General features: G+C 72.6%; 13 protein-coding genes. 3 read left to right on the plus strand and 10 right to left on the minus strand.

Annotated features, from left to right (window positions below):
- Nucleotides 1-2: 2 nt before the first annotated feature.
- From yajC to AB0E02_RS29605, 8 genes are all read right to left on the minus strand, one after another.
- Nucleotides 3-560: a preprotein translocase subunit YajC gene (yajC, locus tag AB0E02_RS29570; RefSeq protein WP_362144652.1), complete on the minus strand. Its 558-nt coding sequence runs from the start codon at nucleotides 558-560 to the stop codon at nucleotides 3-5.
- A gap of 161 nt (nucleotides 561-721) precedes the next feature.
- The gene (gene ruvB / locus AB0E02_RS29575; RefSeq protein ID WP_362144655.1) at nucleotides 722-1,810 is read right to left on the minus strand and encodes a Holliday junction branch migration DNA helicase RuvB; all 1,089 of its coding nucleotides are present in this window, start codon (nucleotides 1,808-1,810) and stop codon (nucleotides 722-724) included.
- Nucleotides 1,811-1,913: 103 nt separating this feature from the next.
- Nucleotides 1,914-2,534 carry a Holliday junction branch migration protein RuvA gene (ruvA, locus tag AB0E02_RS29580; protein ID WP_362144658.1) on the minus strand — a complete coding sequence of 207 codons (621 nt, stop codon included), beginning with the start codon at nucleotides 2,532-2,534 and terminating at the stop codon, nucleotides 1,914-1,916.
- Nucleotides 2,531-3,082 carry a crossover junction endodeoxyribonuclease RuvC gene (ruvC, locus tag AB0E02_RS29585; protein WP_037809426.1) on the minus strand — a complete coding sequence of 184 codons (552 nt, stop codon included), beginning with the start codon at nucleotides 3,080-3,082 and terminating at the stop codon, nucleotides 2,531-2,533. The genes ruvA and ruvC overlap by 4 nt, the downstream gene beginning before the upstream one ends.
- Before the next feature lie 444 nt (nucleotides 3,083-3,526).
- Entirely contained in the window at nucleotides 3,527-4,279 is a 753-nt protein-coding gene (locus AB0E02_RS29590) for a YebC/PmpR family DNA-binding transcriptional regulator (RefSeq protein WP_362144661.1), read from the minus strand.
- A gap of 95 nt (nucleotides 4,280-4,374) precedes the next feature.
- The gene (gene pdxT, locus AB0E02_RS29595) at nucleotides 4,375-4,968 is read right to left on the minus strand and encodes a pyridoxal 5'-phosphate synthase glutaminase subunit PdxT (RefSeq protein ID WP_362144664.1); all 594 of its coding nucleotides are present in this window, start codon (nucleotides 4,966-4,968) and stop codon (nucleotides 4,375-4,377) included.
- Nucleotides 4,969-4,984: 16 nt separating this feature from the next.
- The gene (gene pdxS, locus AB0E02_RS29600) at nucleotides 4,985-5,896 is read right to left on the minus strand and encodes a pyridoxal 5'-phosphate synthase lyase subunit PdxS (protein WP_362144667.1); all 912 of its coding nucleotides are present in this window, start codon (nucleotides 5,894-5,896) and stop codon (nucleotides 4,985-4,987) included.
- 187 nt (nucleotides 5,897-6,083) lie between these two features.
- Nucleotides 6,084-6,629, minus strand: coding sequence for a hypothetical protein (locus AB0E02_RS29605; RefSeq protein WP_030415312.1), 546 nt, complete (start codon nucleotides 6,627-6,629; stop codon nucleotides 6,084-6,086).
- A 958-nt stretch (nucleotides 6,630-7,587) separates the two neighbouring features.
- On the opposite strand from AB0E02_RS29605, the gene AB0E02_RS29610 reads away from it, so the two are divergent.
- Both AB0E02_RS29610 and AB0E02_RS29615 read left to right on the plus strand, forming a co-directional pair.
- Nucleotides 7,588-8,619 (plus strand): ATP-binding cassette domain-containing protein, encoded by a 1,032-nt coding sequence (locus AB0E02_RS29610; RefSeq protein ID WP_362144671.1) that lies wholly within the window; start codon nucleotides 7,588-7,590, stop codon nucleotides 8,617-8,619.
- Nucleotides 8,616-9,446 (plus strand): ABC transporter permease, encoded by an 831-nt coding sequence (locus AB0E02_RS29615; protein WP_362144674.1) that lies wholly within the window; start codon nucleotides 8,616-8,618, stop codon nucleotides 9,444-9,446. Before AB0E02_RS29610 ends, AB0E02_RS29615 begins: the two co-directional genes overlap by 4 nt.
- A 54-nt stretch (nucleotides 9,447-9,500) precedes the next feature.
- On the opposite strand, the gene AB0E02_RS29620 is transcribed toward AB0E02_RS29615, so the two are convergent.
- The gene (locus AB0E02_RS29620; RefSeq protein WP_362144677.1) at nucleotides 9,501-12,908 is read right to left on the minus strand and encodes a BTAD domain-containing putative transcriptional regulator; all 3,408 of its coding nucleotides are present in this window, start codon (nucleotides 12,906-12,908) and stop codon (nucleotides 9,501-9,503) included.
- A 149-nt stretch (nucleotides 12,909-13,057) separates the two neighbouring features.
- On the opposite strand from AB0E02_RS29620, the gene AB0E02_RS29625 reads away from it, so the two are divergent.
- The gene (locus AB0E02_RS29625; protein ID WP_362144680.1) at nucleotides 13,058-13,843 is read left to right on the plus strand and encodes a site-2 protease family protein; all 786 of its coding nucleotides are present in this window, start codon (nucleotides 13,058-13,060) and stop codon (nucleotides 13,841-13,843) included.
- Nucleotide 13,844: 1 nt separating this feature from the next.
- Here the strand turns inward: AB0E02_RS29625 and AB0E02_RS29630 are convergent, their stop codons facing one another.
- The gene (locus tag AB0E02_RS29630; RefSeq protein ID WP_362144682.1) at nucleotides 13,845-14,036 is read right to left on the minus strand and encodes a hypothetical protein; all 192 of its coding nucleotides are present in this window, start codon (nucleotides 14,034-14,036) and stop codon (nucleotides 13,845-13,847) included.
- Between the last annotated feature and the right edge of the window lie 440 nt (nucleotides 14,037-14,476).

Consider the following 14,476-nt stretch of genomic DNA (forward strand, 5'->3'; position numbering starts at 1 on the left):
GACTACTTCGCGTCGTCGCCGCCGGCCTTCTTGTCCTTCTCGGCGGCGTCCGCGTCGGCCTTGACGCCGTCCCCGGCGTCCTTGGTTTCCTTGCCGGCCACGGCCTCGTCGGCCGCGGTCTGCTCGGCGGCGGGCTCGGCGTCGGCCGGCGTCGCGGCCTTGCCCAGGTCGATCTTGTCGGCCTTGTCACCCGTTTCGGTGGCTTCGCCGGCGGTGCCGCCGGTCAGCGACGAGGCGTCGTCGGGGACGACGGTCTCCTCGGCGTGGATCGGGTCGGCCCCGTCCAGGATGCGGTTGTACTCCTCGTCCGCGAGCACTGCGCCGATGGCGTTCTTGGCGTAGATGGCGTGCACGCCGGGGGCGACCTCCAGGAGGACGGTGTCCTCGTGGACCTCCTTGACGGTGGCGTACATGCCGCCGATCGTGCGCACGCCGGCGCCCGGCTGCATCTGGTTGCGCATCTGCGCGGCCGCCTGCTGCTTCTTCTTGGCGGACCGCGTCATCAGGAACATGGCCCCGATGAGGACGATGAAGGGGAGGAGAGAGACGATGTTGGGCACGGGACGAAGATCCTTCGCACGACCGCGCATCCGCGGCCTCATATACGGGGGTGGTATGCCGGCCCCTACGGACGGCATCGGCGGAGTCTAAGCGAGTCCCCACCAGTGGAACAACGCCCAGCATCGCACCGCAGTTCCTGCCCGGGCGAGTCCCCGCGCCGTCACGCCCCGAACAGGCCCTGCTGACCGTTTCCGCCCGCTTGGTGCTGCGGCGGAACCATCCCCAGATGCGCCCAGGCCGCCGGGGTGGCGATCCGTCCGCGCGGGGTCCGGGCGAGCAGGCCCTCCCGTACGAGGAACGGCTCGGCGACCTCCTCGACGGTCTCGCGCTCCTCCCCCACCGCCACTGCCAGCGTGGACAGGCCCACCGGGCCGCCGCCGAACAGCTTGAGCAGGGCGGTGAGCACCGCACGGTCGAGGCGGTCCAGGCCGCGCGCGTCGACCTCGTAGACCCCCAGGGCCTGCGAGGCGATCTCGCGGGTGATCACGCCGTCGGCCTTGACCTGGGCGTAGTCGCGGACCCGGCGCAGCAGGCGGTTGGCGATCCGGGGCGTGCCCCGGGAGCGGCCGGCGATCTCGGCGGCGCCGTCCGCCTCCAGGGCGACGTCCAACAGGCCGGCCGAGCGGTGGATGACCCGCTGGAGCTCCTCGGGGGCGTAGAACTCCATGTGGGCGGTGAAGCCGAAGCGGTCGCGCAGCGGCGGCGGCAGCAGACCGGCCCGGGTCGTGGCCCCGACCAGCGTGAACGGCGGAAGTTCGAGCGGGATGGCGGTGGCGCCCGGGCCCTTCCCGACGATCACGTCGACGCGGAAGTCCTCCATCGCCATGTAGAGCATCTCCTCGGCGGGCCGGGACATCCGGTGGATCTCGTCGAGGAAGAGGACCTCGCCCTCCTGGAGGGAGGAGAGGATCGCGGCGAGGTCGCCGGCGTGCTGGATGGCCGGGCCGGAGGTGATCCGGATCGGGGCGCCCATCTCGGCGGCGATGATCATCGACAGGGTCGTCTTGCCGAGGCCGGGCGCGCCGGAGAGCAGGACGTGGTCGGCGGTGGCGCCGCGGGCGCGGGCGGCGCGCAGGACCAGGTCGAGCTGTTCGCGCACCCGCTCCTGGCCGACGAACTCCTGGAGGTCCTTGGGCCGCAGCGCGGCCTCGACGGCGGTGTCCTCACCGTCCGCGTCGGCGCCGACCAGCCGGTCGGGGCCGGCCGGGGCGGCGTCGTCGGTGGACGGTGCGGTGTCGTCCCAGTTCACTGCGGAATGCCTCGCGGGGTCGGGGCGGCCGGGCCGCCGGTCGGGTCGTACGGTCGCGGGCCGGGGCACCGCGCACGGCGCGGGGCGACGCCCGCGGCGGCGGTCATCGGGCGCGGTTGAGGGTCTGCAGGGCGGCCTTGAGCAGCTGCGGCACCTGGGGGGCGCCGCCCTCGGCGACGGCGGCCTCGGCCTGCGGGGCGACCGCGGCGACCGCCTCGTCCGCCTCCCGGGTGGCGTAGCCGAGGCCGATCAGGGCGGCCTGCAGCTGGTCGCGCCAGCCGGCCGGGCCCGCGGCGGCGGCCGCCGGACGACGGCTGCCCACCGGCTCGCCGAGCCGGTCCTTCAGCTCCAGCAGCAGCTTCTGCGCACCCTTCTTGCCGATGCCGGGCACGGCGGTGAGGGCCTTCTCGTCGCCGGTGGCGACCGCCAGCCGCAGGGCGTCCGGGGAGTGCACGGCGAGCATGGCCTGGGCCAGCCGGGGGCCGACGCCGCTGGCGGTCTGCAGCAGCTCGAAGGTCTGCCGCTCGTCGTCGTCGGCGAAACCGTAGAGGGTGAGCGAGTCCTCGCGGACGACGAGGGAGGTGGCGAGCCGGGCCGGCTCGCCGACGCGCAGGCCGGAGAGGGTGTTCGGCGTGCACTGGACGGCCATGCCGATCCCGCCGACCTCGACGACGGCGGCATCGGGGGCCAGGGCCGCGACCGGGCCGGAGACAAAGGCGATCATCGGGTGCCCTTCGGCGTACGTACGGGAGCGGGGGTGCGGCGGGCGGCGGCCTGCGCCGCCTGGAGGCGGTTGACCGCGGGGGCGCGCCATATGTGGCAGATGGCAAGGGCCAGGGCGTCCGCGGCGTCGGCCGGTTTGGGCGGGGCGGAGAGCCGCAGCAGCCGGGTCACCATCGCGCCGACCTGGGCCTTGTCGGCCCGTCCCGAGCCGGTGACGGCGGCCTTGACCTCGCTGGGGGTGTGCAGCGCGACCGGCAGTCCGCGGCGGGCGGCGCAGAGCATGGCCACCGCGCTGGCCTGGGCGGTGCCCATGACCGTACGGACGTTGTGCTGGCTGAACACCCGCTCCACCGCGACGAATTCGGGGCGGTAGCGGTCCAGCCACTCCTCCAGGCCGCGCTCGATGAGGACGAGACGGTGGGCGACGTCGGCGTCGGCCGGGGTGCGGACGACACCGACCCCCGCCATCGTCAACGGGCGCCCGGCCACGCCTTCCACCACGCCGACCCCGCACCGGGTCAGCCCCGGGTCCACCCCGAGCACCTTCACGACGCCTCCCCTCTCACGCACCGCGCCACGACCGCCGCACCCTCGTGCTGCCGCCCGGGGACCTGCCGAACCGGCCGGCGGCCTGCCGAACCGACCGGCGGCCTGCCGGCCTGACGGACCGTTTCACCCCGCACCTCCCCCATGGGGGGCGCGGAGATCCCCTGCTCAGCACAGTATCGGGTGGCACTGACAACGCCCCCCATCGACCACGCCCCCACCGACCACGCCACCCGCCGACAAGGCCGACGACAATGCCGCCGGCCGACAACGCGACGGGCCGACGGGGTGTGCTCCCCGTCGGCCCGTCGGTGCGCGGCTGTGGTGCCCGTGCGAGGTCCGTCCTGGTTCCGGTTCAGGCATCGACCGTGATCCGGTTCAGGCATAGGCCATGGTGCGGCTCAGGCGTCGACCTTGGTGCGGCTCAAGCATCGACCGTGATCCGGCTCAGGCGTCGACCTTGGCCATGACGTCGTCCGAGACGTCGAAGTTGGCGAAGACGTTCTGCACGTCGTCGCTGTCCTCCAGCGCGTCGATCAGCTTGAAGATCTTGCGTGCGCCCTCTTCCTCCAGCTCGACCTGCATGGTCGGGACGAAGTTGGCGTCCGCCGAGTCGTAGTCGATCCCGGCTTCCTGGAGGGCGGAGCGGACCGCGACCAGGTCGGTGGCCTCGCTGAGCACCTCGAAGGACTCACCGAGGTCGTTGACCTCCTCGGCACCCGCGTCGAGCACCGCGGTCAGGACGTCGTCCTCGGTCAGCTCGCCCTTGGGGACGATCACCACGCCCTTGCGGTTGAAGAGGTACGAGACGGAGCCCGGGTCGGCCATCGAACCGCCGTTGCGGGTCATGGCGACGCGGACGTCCGAGGCGGCACGGTTGCGGTTGTCGGTGAGGCACTCGATGAGCACCGCGACACCGTTGGGGCCGTAACCCTCGTACATGATCGTCTCGTAGTCGGCGCCGCCCGCCTCGAGACCGGCACCGCGCTTGACCGCGGAGTCGATGTTCTTGTTCGGCACCGACGACTTCTTGGCCTTCTGGATGGCGTCGAAGAGGGTCGGGTTGCCGTCCGGGTCGGCGCCGCCCGTACGGGCAGCGACCTCGATGTTCTTGATCAGCTTCGCGAAGAGCTTGCCGCGCTTGGCATCGATCACGGCCTTCTTGTGCTTCGTCGTAGCCCATTTAGAGTGGCCGGACATCCGCCTGTCTCCTTCGCGTAACCAATCCTGAAACGAACGCCGTCGATCCTACCGGGGTCGCGTCACACGGTGTTACTCACCTGATCGCCGCAGCCTCACCCGGCCGCGGCCCGCACCATGTCCACGAACAGGGCGTGGACGCGGTGGTCCCCGGTGAGTTCCGGGTGGAAGGACGTGGCAAGGACGTTACCCTGCCGCACGGCGACGGTGTGCCCGTCGTACGTGGCCAGGACCTCGACGTCCCCGCCGACCGACTCGACCCAGGGCGCACGGATGAAGACGCCCTCGACCGGCCCGCCGGGGATGCCGGGCACGTCGATGGCCGCCTCGAACGACTCGTTCTGCCGCCCGAACGCGTTACGGCGCACGATCATGTCGACGCCGCCGAACGTCTCCTGGTCCTCGCGGGCGTCCAGCAGCTTGTCCGCGACCATGATCATGCCGGCGCAGGTGCCGTAGACCGGCTTGCCCGCGCGGACGAAGGCGCGCAGCGGCTCCAGCATGCCGAAGACGACCGCCAGTTTGGACATCGTGGTGGACTCGCCGCCCGGGATGACCAGGCCGTCGACCTCGTCCAGTTCCTCGGGACGGCGTACCGGCCGGGCCAGGGCGTCCGCCTCGGCGAGCGCGGTGAGGTGCTCGCGGACGTCGCCCTGGAGGGCCAGCACACCGATGGTGGGGGTGCTCATCTGCGTTCGTACGTCCTTACCAGCCGCGGTTGGCGTAGCGCTCGGCCTCGGGGAGGGTGTCGCAGTTGATGCCGACCATGGCCTCGCCCAGGTTGCGGGAGACGTCCGCGATGACCTTCGGGTCGTCGTAGAAGGTGGTGGCCTTCACGATCGCGGCGGCGCGCTTGGCGGGGTCGCCGGACTTGAAGATGCCGGAGCCGACGAAGACGCCCTCGGCGCCGAGCTGGCGCATCAGCGCGGCGTCGGCGGGGGTGGCCACGCCACCGGCGGAGAACAGCACGACCGGCAGCTTGCCGAGCTCGGCGACCTCCTTGACCAGCTCGAACGGGGCGCGCAGGTCCTTGGCGGCGGCGTACAGCTCGTTGTTGTCACAGCCGCGCAGCTTGGCGATCTCACCCTTGATCTGGCGCAGGTGACGGACCGCCTCGACGACGTTGCCGGTGCCGGCCTCGCCCTTGGAGCGGATCATCGCGGCGCCCTCGGCGATCCGGCGCAGGGCCTCGCCGAGGTTGGTGGCACCGCACACGAAGGGGGTGGTGAAAGCCCACTTGTCGGAGTGGTTGACCTCGTCGGCCGGGGTGAGGACCTCGGACTCGTCGATGTAGTCGACGCCCAGCGACTGCAGGACCTGGGCCTCGACGAAGTGGCCGATGCGGGACTTGGCCATGACCGGGATCGAGACGGCGTTGATGATGCCGTCGATCATGTCGGGGTCGGACATCCGGGCCACGCCGCCGTCCTTGCGGATGTCGGCGGGGACCCGCTCCAGGGCCATGACGGCGACGGCGCCGGCGTCTTCGGCGATCTTGGCCTCTTCCGGCGTGACGACGTCCATGATCACGCCGCCCTTGAGCTGCTCGGCCATTCCGCGCTTGACGCGCGCGGTTCCGGTCTCGGGGTTCTGGGACGTGGTGGGCGTGCTGGACACGGTTTTGACCTCACTCAGTGCGGGTGGTTGTGCGTGCCGACCACACAACCGTTTGTGAGCGGCCGAAGAAAAGGGCCAATTCAAGGTCGGTGGCTCGTTGGGGCCATCCGCCCCGCGGCCCGGTACCCGCTCCCCCGGGCGGCCTCCGGTCCGCCGTACGCGCTTCCCGGGGCCCTGCTGCCACCGCTCAGCCGCCCGCCGAGCGGTCGTCGAGAACGGCCGGCGGCTCGTCGTCCATCTCGAAGGCCAGCGGGAACGGGGCGTGGCCGGCGAGCCGGAAGTATCGCACCACCCGGTGGCGGCGGACCGCGCGGGCGGCCCGTACGGCGTCGTTGTGGAACCGCCGGGCCATCGGGACGCGGCGGACCGCGGCGGTGAGCTCGGTGATCGTCTGCTCGCCGCCGGGTGCCTCCCGTACGGCCTCCAGCTGCGCCTCCTCGGCGAAGATGGCCCGCAGCGCCTGGCTCAGCTCGCTCTCGGCGACCTCGCGGTGGTCCTCCTCGGCCTGCCGGGCCTCGTGGGCGGCCTGGTACAGGACGATCGAGGCGGCCGGGTCGAGGACCCCTGACGTCCCGACCTCCTGCGCGACGGACGCGCGCCGCAGCAGCTGGGCATCGAGCGCCGCCCGGGCGGCATCGATGCGCGCATGCAGGCGGTCGAGGCGGCCGGCCGTCCAGCTGAGGTAGATGCCGATGAGGATGATCGCGGCGGCGATCCAGATGAACGTGCTCACGGGGTGGCACGTTATACCGTGCCCCGCACGTACCCGTCTGTCCCGCCGCGGGGCTGTTCGCCGTTGCGCTTTGCGGCGCTCCGCACGTAGCTGGCCGTCCCGCCGCGGGGCTTGCTCGCCGTTGCGCGCTTTGCGGCGCCGCGCACGTAGCTGGCCGTCCCGCCGCGGGGCTTGCTCACCGTTGCGCGCTTTGCGGCGCCGCGTATGTGGCTGACCGTCCCGCCGTCGGGGCGTCTCGCCGTTGCGCCTGCGGCGGGCTGGGTGGGTGTTGGGTGCGGTGACGGGCCTCCGGGGCCGGTGTTTGGGACTGCTGACGCTTTACGTCCCAAACACCGGCCCCTCCGGCCCGTCCCCTCCCGTTGAGGGAAGGGAAGAGGTGAGTGGGGGCGGGCGTTGGGGGTACAAGGGGCCCTTCGGACCCGTAGGGGACGCTCGAACAGAACCCGTAAGGGTCACGAAGGCCCCCTGCGGGGCCACAACTCGACGTGCCGGGCCAGGCATTCCCAAGACCTCACTACGCCAGATGCTCGCGCAACAACGCACGCCCCCACGCACCTGCACACTCCCCCAACGGGAGGGGACGGGCCGGAGGGGCCTTGTTCGTGGACGTAAAGCGACAGCAGTCCACGAATAAGGCCCCGGAGGTCCGTCACCGCACCCGACACCCACCCAGCCCGCCGCAGGCGCAACGGCGAACAACACCCGCGACGGGAGAGACAAGTAAGTACGGAGCGCCGCAAAGCGCAACGGCGAGCAAGCCCCGCGGCGCAGCAGATGGGTACGTGCGGGGCGCCGCAACGCGCAACGGCGAGACCACCCGCGGCGGGACAGACGGCTACGTGGGGGGCGCCGCAAAGCGCAACGGCGAGCCCCGCGGCGCAGCAGACGGGTACGTGGGAGGCACAGCTGTAGGCGGAATATCGGTGCGTTGTCGGTGGCCCCTGGCACCGTTGACGGTATGACGCGACAGACGATGACCACCAAGGGCGGCAACGCCGTGGAGGTGCGCGGTCTGGTCAAGCACTTCGGCGACGTCAAGGCCGTCGACGGAGTGGACCTGGACGTGAAGGAAGGCACCGTACTCGGCGTGCTCGGCCCCAACGGGGCCGGCAAGACCACGCTCGTGCGCTGCCTGTCCACCCTCCTTGTGCCGGACGCCGGCCGTGCCGTGGTGGCGGGCTACGACGTGGTGCGCCAGCCCCGCGCGCTGCGCCGCACGATCGGCCTGACCGGGCAGTACGCCTCGGTCGACGAGAAGCTCTCCGGCTGGGAGAACCTCTACATGATCGGGCGGTTGCTCGACCTCTCCCGTAAGGACGCCCGCGCCCGCGCGGACGAGATGCTGGAGCGGTTCTCGCTGACCGAGGCCGCCAAGCGGCCCGCCGCCAAGTACTCCGGCGGTATGCGCCGCCGGCTGGACCTCGCCGCCTCGATGATCGGCCGGCCGGCCGTGCTCTATCTGGACGAGCCGACCACCGGACTGGACCCCCGCACCCGCAACGAGGTGTGGGAGGAGGTCCAGCGGATGGTCCGCGAGGGCGCCACGGTCCTGCTGACCACGCAATACATGGAAGAGGCCGAGCAGTTGGCGAACGAGCTGACGGTCATCGACCGCGGCCGGGTGATCGCCGAGGGCCGGGTCGACGAGCTCAAGGCCAAGGTCGGCGGGCGGACCCTGCAGATCCGGCCGGCCGACCCCGGTGAGCTCGACCGGATGGTCGGCGCGATCGCCCAGGCGGGGCTGGACGGCATCGCGGGCGCGACGGCTGACCACGACGGGGGTGTGGTCAACGTACCGATCGTCAGCGACGAGCAGCTGACCGCGGTGGTCGCGGTGCTCGGCGGCCGCGGTTTCGCGCTCGCCGGGATATCGACCCATCTGCCCAGCCTGGACGAGGTGTTCCTGGCCATCACGGGCCAGAAGACCTCCGGCGGCCCGGAGTCGCACGACCTGACGGAAGACCAGCAGTACGCGGAGGTATCGGCATGAGTGCCGCGACGATGACGGCGCCGCTCTCCAAGCCCGGCGCGGACGAGGGCCGGATCGGGCTGCGCGGCAATCTGCGGCACATCGGTGCCCTGGTGCGGCGCAACGCCCTGCAGATCAAGCAGGATCCGGAGTCGATGTTCGACGTCCTGCTGATGCCGGTCATCTTCATCCTGCTGTTCACCTACGTCTTCGGCGGCGCGATAGCCGGCAAGGGCAACCAGCACGAGTACATCCAGCGTCTGGTCCCCGGCATGATGGCGATGATGGGCATGAACATCGCCATGGCGGTCGGCTCCGGTGTCAACGAGGACTTCCGCAAGGGCGTGATGGACCGCTTCCGGACGATGCCCATCGCCCGCTCCTCGGTCCTGATAGCCAAGATCGTGGTGGAGATCGGCCGGATGCTGATCGCCACCGCGATCCTGCTCGGCATGGGCTTCCTGCTCGGCTTCGAAATCCGCGGCAGCGTCCTGGAGTTCGTGGCGGCGGTGGTGCTGTCCACGGCCTTCGGTGCGGCGCTGATGTGGATCTTCATTCTGCTGGGGCTCTCGGTGAAGACCCCTCAGGCGGTGCAGGGCATGGCGATGATCGTGCTGATGCCGTTGCAGTTCGGCTCGTCGATCTTCGCCCCGCCGACCTCGATGCCCAGCTGGCTGGAGGGCTTCACCAAGGTCAACCCGCTCTCCACACTGGCGGACGCGGCCCGGGCACTGCTCAACGGCCAGGGCGCGGTGGCGCACCCGGCGCTGATCACCCTCGGCTGGACGGTGGCCATCACGGCCGTCACCATGCCGCTCGCGGTGGCGAAGTTCCGCAAGAAGACCTGACGCATGCCCCGCAGGGGGCTTCCCTGCGGGGCGGCAGCCTCCGCCCGGCTCGCGTCAGATGAGGGCGGTGGCCTCTTCGAGGGAGAGGTCACCGCCTTCGGCGTAGGCGCGCGCATAGGCGTCGTCGCTCAGCAGCTTGCGCGCCGCCTCCTCGGTGCGCGCCCGCTCGTCGCGGATGACCAGGGTCGGCACATGGCCGATGGCCCGCAGTGCGTCGTACGCCCCGACCAGCCGTGCCGCGTCCCGGCCCGCCGCCTCGCCGTGTACGGCCATCAGCACCCGCGCGCCGGTCAGGAGCTGGATCACCGGCAGGTCGGGGGCGACCATCTGGGTCAGCTCGTCCTGCATCAGCGCAAGGGCCTCCCGGAAGCGCGGCAGCAACCCCTCGGTGCGGCCCTCCTCGATGTCCAGCGAGATCAGCGAGGACTCCACGACACCGGCGAACAGGTCCGGAGCGCGCGGCACGAACAGCTCCTGGACGGTGTGGAGTTCGGCCCGCGCCTCCTGCGGCCGTCCGCTCACCGACAGCCACATCGCGAGGGTCAGCCGGGCGAACGGCTCGGTGTCCCGGCCGCTGCTGCCCTTCGCGGCCTCGGCCAGCACCTCGCGCAGCATCCGCTCCCCGGGCTCCGCCTGGCCGGCCTCGATCAGCACGGCACCCAGCCGGCAGCGCAGCAGCAGGGTCTGGCCGTGCGCGCCCAACTCCTCGGCGTGCACCATCGCCGCGCGGTAGTCGCGCGCCGCGAGTTCGTACGCGCCCCGCTTCTCGTGGGACTCGCCGCGCCCGGACAGGGCCTCGGCCGCGCCCCAGGCGTCCCCGGCGGCGCGGAATATCCGCAGTGCCTCGTCGGCGTCGCGGGACGCCTGGGCCAGTCCGCCGGGCCGGTCGTTGAAGATCTTGGAGCGCATCTGCAGGACGTAGGCCAGCTCCCATTCGTAGCCGTGGTCGCGGCAGGCCGCCACCGCGGCGTCGATCAGCTCCGCCAGTTCGTCGAACCGCCCGGTGAGCAGCACCGCGAAGTACCACATCACACCGGGCACCTTGCAGGTCTGCGGCAGTCCGGGGTGGTAGGCGGCGAGCACCCCGGCCAGCTCCTGCTGCATCTCCGGGTCGCGCAGCGCCTCGATGTCGCTGTCCAGGCTGGTCAGCGCGACCAGGCGGACCTCGCGGCGGGCCTCGGCCAGCTGCTCGGGGGACATCGGCGGCGGGGCGTCGATGGGGCGCCGGTGCAGTGCGGGGGCCGGTTCGACGGGGGTCAGGTAGGGGTTGGGGCCGAGCTCGCCGGCCGCGGTGGCCCAGTGGCGGGCGTCGCTGCGGTGGTCGCGCAGCGACCAGAACCACTGCAGGGACAGCACCAGGCACAGCGCCTCGTGTTCGTCCCCGGCCGCGATGGCCCGGCGCAGCGCGGTGCGCAGGTTGTCGTGCTCCAGCTCCAGCCGCTCCATGGCCGCGCCCTGGCCGGGGCCGCGCAGCAACGGGTCGGTGGTGCGGGCGAGTTCGCGGTAGGCGACGAGGTGCCGGCGCTCGGCGCCGGCCCGCTCCCCCGCCTCGTCCAGCCGCTCCGCGGCGTACTCCCCCACCGTCTCCAGCAGCCGGTAGCGCATCTGGCTCCCGGTCCAGGCACCGTTCCCCGAGCTCTCGGCCCCGCCCGACCAGGGGAGAGTCCCCTCACCGGAGCGGCCGACGCCGCGCCCCTGGTCGGCCGGCGCGGCCACCACCAGCGACTTGTCGATCAGCGATCCCAGCAGCCCGGCGACCTCGTAGTCCTCGACGCCGTCGCCCGCGCACACCTCTTCCGCGGCGGCCAGGTCGCAGCCGCCGGCGAAGACGGACAGCCGACGCAGCACCGCCCGTTCGGGCTCGTCGGTGAGGTCCCAGGACCAGTCGACCACCGCGCGCAGGGTCTGCTGCCGGGGCAGCACGGTGCGGCTGCCGCTGGTCAGCAGCCGGAAGCGGTCGTCGAGCCGGTCGGCCAGCTGGCGGGGGGTGAGCAGCCGGAGCCGGGCGGCGGCGAGTTCGACGGCGAGCGGCAGGCCGTCCAGCCGGCGGCAGATCTCGGTGCAGGCCGCGACATCGTCGTCGATCCGGAAGCCGGGGCGGGCGGCGGCGCCCCGGTCGGCCAGCAGCCGCAGCGCGACCGGGTCCGGCAGCGGCTCGACCGGCCGCAGCACCTCGCCCGGTACGGCCAGCGGCTCGCGGCTGGTGGCCAGGACGGTGACGCCCGGGCAGTCGGCCAGCAGCCGCTCGGCGAGCGCGGCGGCGGCGCCGATCACATGCTCGCAGTTGTCCAGGACCAGCAGCATCCGGCGTCCCGCGCAGTGCTCGGCGAGCCGGCCGAGCGGGTCCAGGGCGGTCGGGTCGGCGGCGGCCCGCAGGCCCTCGGCGGTGGTGCCGCGGACGACGGTCTCGCGGGCGCCCAGCGCGGTCAGTACCGCCTCCGGCACGGTCTGCGGATCGTCCACCGGCGCCAGCTCCGCCAGCCACACGCCGTGCGGCCAGGCCCCCGGCCGGGCCGCGGCGGCGCTCTCCGCGCCCTCCTGCGACAGCCGGGTCTTGCCCGCGCCGCCCGGGCCCAGCAGGGTCACCAGCCGGTGCTCGGCCAGATCGGACCGGATCGCCGCGAGATCGGCGTCCCGGCCGACGAAGGAGGTGAGCCGGGCACGGAGGTTGCCGGGCCCGCGCCCGGCGGGCCGGGTCGGCGGCACCGGGGCCTCCTCGACGGCCGCGTCCGGCCCGTCCGCACCGAGCCGCAGCAGCTCGGCGTGCAGGGCCCGCAGCTCGGGGCCCGGGTCGGCGCCGAGGCGGTCGGCGAGGCCGGTGCGTATCTCCTCGTAGGCGGCCAGCGCCTCCGCGGTACGTCCCGCGGCGCGCAGCGCCCGCAGTCGCAGGGCCTGGAGGGGCTCGTCGAGGGGGTGCTCCCGGCACAGCGCGAGCAGGGCGGGCAGCGCCCGGTCTGCCCGGCCGAGGGCGAGGTCGGCGGCGAGGCGGGTGCGCTGGGCGTCCAGCCGGCGGCTGTCCGCGCGGGCCGCCTCGTTACCCGCGTCCGGCAGGTCGGCGAGCGCCGGGCCGCGCCACAGCGCCAGCGCCTCGTCCAGCAGGTCGACGGCCCGGCCCGGATCGGCGTCGGCGAGTGCCCGGCCGCCGTCCGCGGTGAGCCGCTCGAAGCGGTGCAGATCGACGGCGTCGGGCTCGGCGCACAGCCGGTAGCCGCCGTCGACCGAGGCGATCGCGGCATGTCCGAGGGCCCGCCGCAGCCGGCCGACCAGCGCCTGCAGCGCACCGGGCGCGTCGGCGGGCGGATCCATGCCCCAGACGTCGGCGATCAGCGCCTCGGCGGGCAGCGCCCGGCCCGGACGCAGGGCGAGGGCGGTGAGCAGCGCGCGCAGGCGGGCGCCGCCGAGGGTCACGGGGGTGCCGTCGGGTCGGTCGGCCTGGGCGGTGCCGAGAATTCCATAGCGCACCGGCCCATTGTCGTTCAGGGTTGCGGCCGCTTTGCACCGAGTTTCCGTTCCGGGCGACGACCGGCCACGCCGGTACCCGTGCGCGGTCCGCCCCGACGCGGTTACGGTCGGGGCTGCCCCTGCCGAGACCGTCCCCGGGAGCCCGCACCATGACCACCGCCATCCGGCGCGCCGACCGGCGCATCAGCCCGGTCTTCCTCGCGCTCGTCGCCGTCCTCGCGGTGTCCGGCTGGGCCGTCTGGAAGGGAACGCTCGGCACGCACACCGGCGTCGCGGTCTTCGCGTTCGTCACGTCCGGCTGGCTGGTCTCGCTCTGCCTGCACGAGTACGCACACGCCCGTACCGCGCTGCACAGTGGTGACATCTCGGTGGAGGCCAAGGGCTATCTCACCCTGAATCCCCTCAAATACACCCATCTTCTGCTCAGCATCATCCTGCCGCTGATCTTCCTGATCGTGAACGGCATCGGCCTGCCGGGCGGTGCGGTCTACATCGAGGACGCCCGCATCCGCGGCCGCTGGCGGCACAGCCTGATCTCGGCGGCCGGCCCCCTGACCAACGCGGCCTTCGCGGTGGTCTGCACGGCCCCGTTCTGGCTGGACGGGCTCACCGGCGTCCCCGCCGCGTTCCGCTTCGCCCTGGCGTTCCTCGCCCTGCTCCAGGTGACCGCGACGGTCCTGAACTTCCTGCCGGTCCCCGGCCTGGACGGCTACGGCGTGATCGAGCCCTGGCTGCCGCCGGCACTGCGCCGCCAGATCGAGCCGTACGCGGTCTTCGGCCTGCTGGCGGTCTTCGCCCTGCTGTGGCTCCCCGAGGTCAACCAGGCATTCTTCGGCCTGGTGGACACGGTCCTGCGCGGTCTGGGCGTCTCCCGCCCCGACACCTACTTCGGCCAGGAACTCTTCCGCTTCTGGCAGGACCCGCAGTTCCTCTGACTCAGCCGGAGGCCGCGGCCTGCTGCTCCCGCTCGATCTTCGCCTTGCGCACGTAGAACCACGCCATGTTGCTGGAGATACCGGCCAGCAACACCCACACGATCCCCACGAAGCTGCCCTCCACGAAGGAAACGACGGCAGCGGCAACGGCAAGAACACACACAGCAAGGGCCATGAGAGCGAGGCGGGGCATGAAATCGGCTCCTGTCGGGACTAACGGTTCCTTCCAGTCTCCCCCACGCACCTGGCCGGCCGGCCGCGGGGCTCGCCGTTGCGCTTTGCGGCGCCTCCCACGTACCCGTCTGCTGCGCCGCGGGTCGTCTCGCCGTTGCGCTTTGCGGCGCACCGCACGTAGCCGTCTGTTCCACCGCGGGGCTTGGTCGCCGTTGCGCTTTGCGGCGCCTCCCACGTACCCGTCTGCTGCGCCGCGGGTCGTCTCGCCGTTGCGCTTTGCGGCGCCCCGCACGTAGCCGTCTGTTCCGCCGCGGGGCTTGGTCGCCGTTGCGCTTTGCGGCGCACCGCACGTAGCCGTCTGTTCCGCCGCGGGGCTTGGTCGCCGTTGCGCTTTGCGGCGCACCGCATGTACCTGGCCGTCCCGCCGCGGGTGTGGTTCGCCGTTGCGCCTGCGGCGGG

The organism is Streptomyces sp. NPDC048196 (genome assembly GCF_040652715.1).
Classification (GTDB): Bacteria; Actinomycetota; Actinomycetes; order Streptomycetales; family Streptomycetaceae; genus Streptomyces; species Streptomyces siderophoricus.

Excerpts from the sequence above, each read along its gene's own strand:
- ruvA (WP_362144658.1), bottom strand. The coding sequence starts at position 2,534 with ATGATCGCCTTTGTCTCCGGCCCGGTCGCGGCCCTGGCCCCCGATGCC.
- AB0E02_RS29590 (WP_362144661.1), bottom strand. The coding sequence starts at position 4,279 with ATGTCCGGCCACTCTAAATGGGCTACGACGAAGCACAAGAAGGCCGTG.
- pdxT (WP_362144664.1), bottom strand. The coding sequence starts at position 4,968 with ATGAGCACCCCCACCATCGGTGTGCTGGCCCTCCAGGGCGACGTCCGC.
- AB0E02_RS29610 (WP_362144671.1), top strand. The coding sequence starts at position 7,588 with ATGACGCGACAGACGATGACCACCAAGGGCGGCAACGCCGTGGAGGTG.
- AB0E02_RS29615 (WP_362144674.1), top strand. The coding sequence starts at position 8,616 with ATGAGTGCCGCGACGATGACGGCGCCGCTCTCCAAGCCCGGCGCGGAC.
- AB0E02_RS29625 (WP_362144680.1), top strand. The coding sequence starts at position 13,058 with ATGACCACCGCCATCCGGCGCGCCGACCGGCGCATCAGCCCGGTCTTC.
- AB0E02_RS29630 (WP_362144682.1), bottom strand. The coding sequence starts at position 14,036 with ATGCCCCGCCTCGCTCTCATGGCCCTTGCTGTGTGTGTTCTTGCCGTT.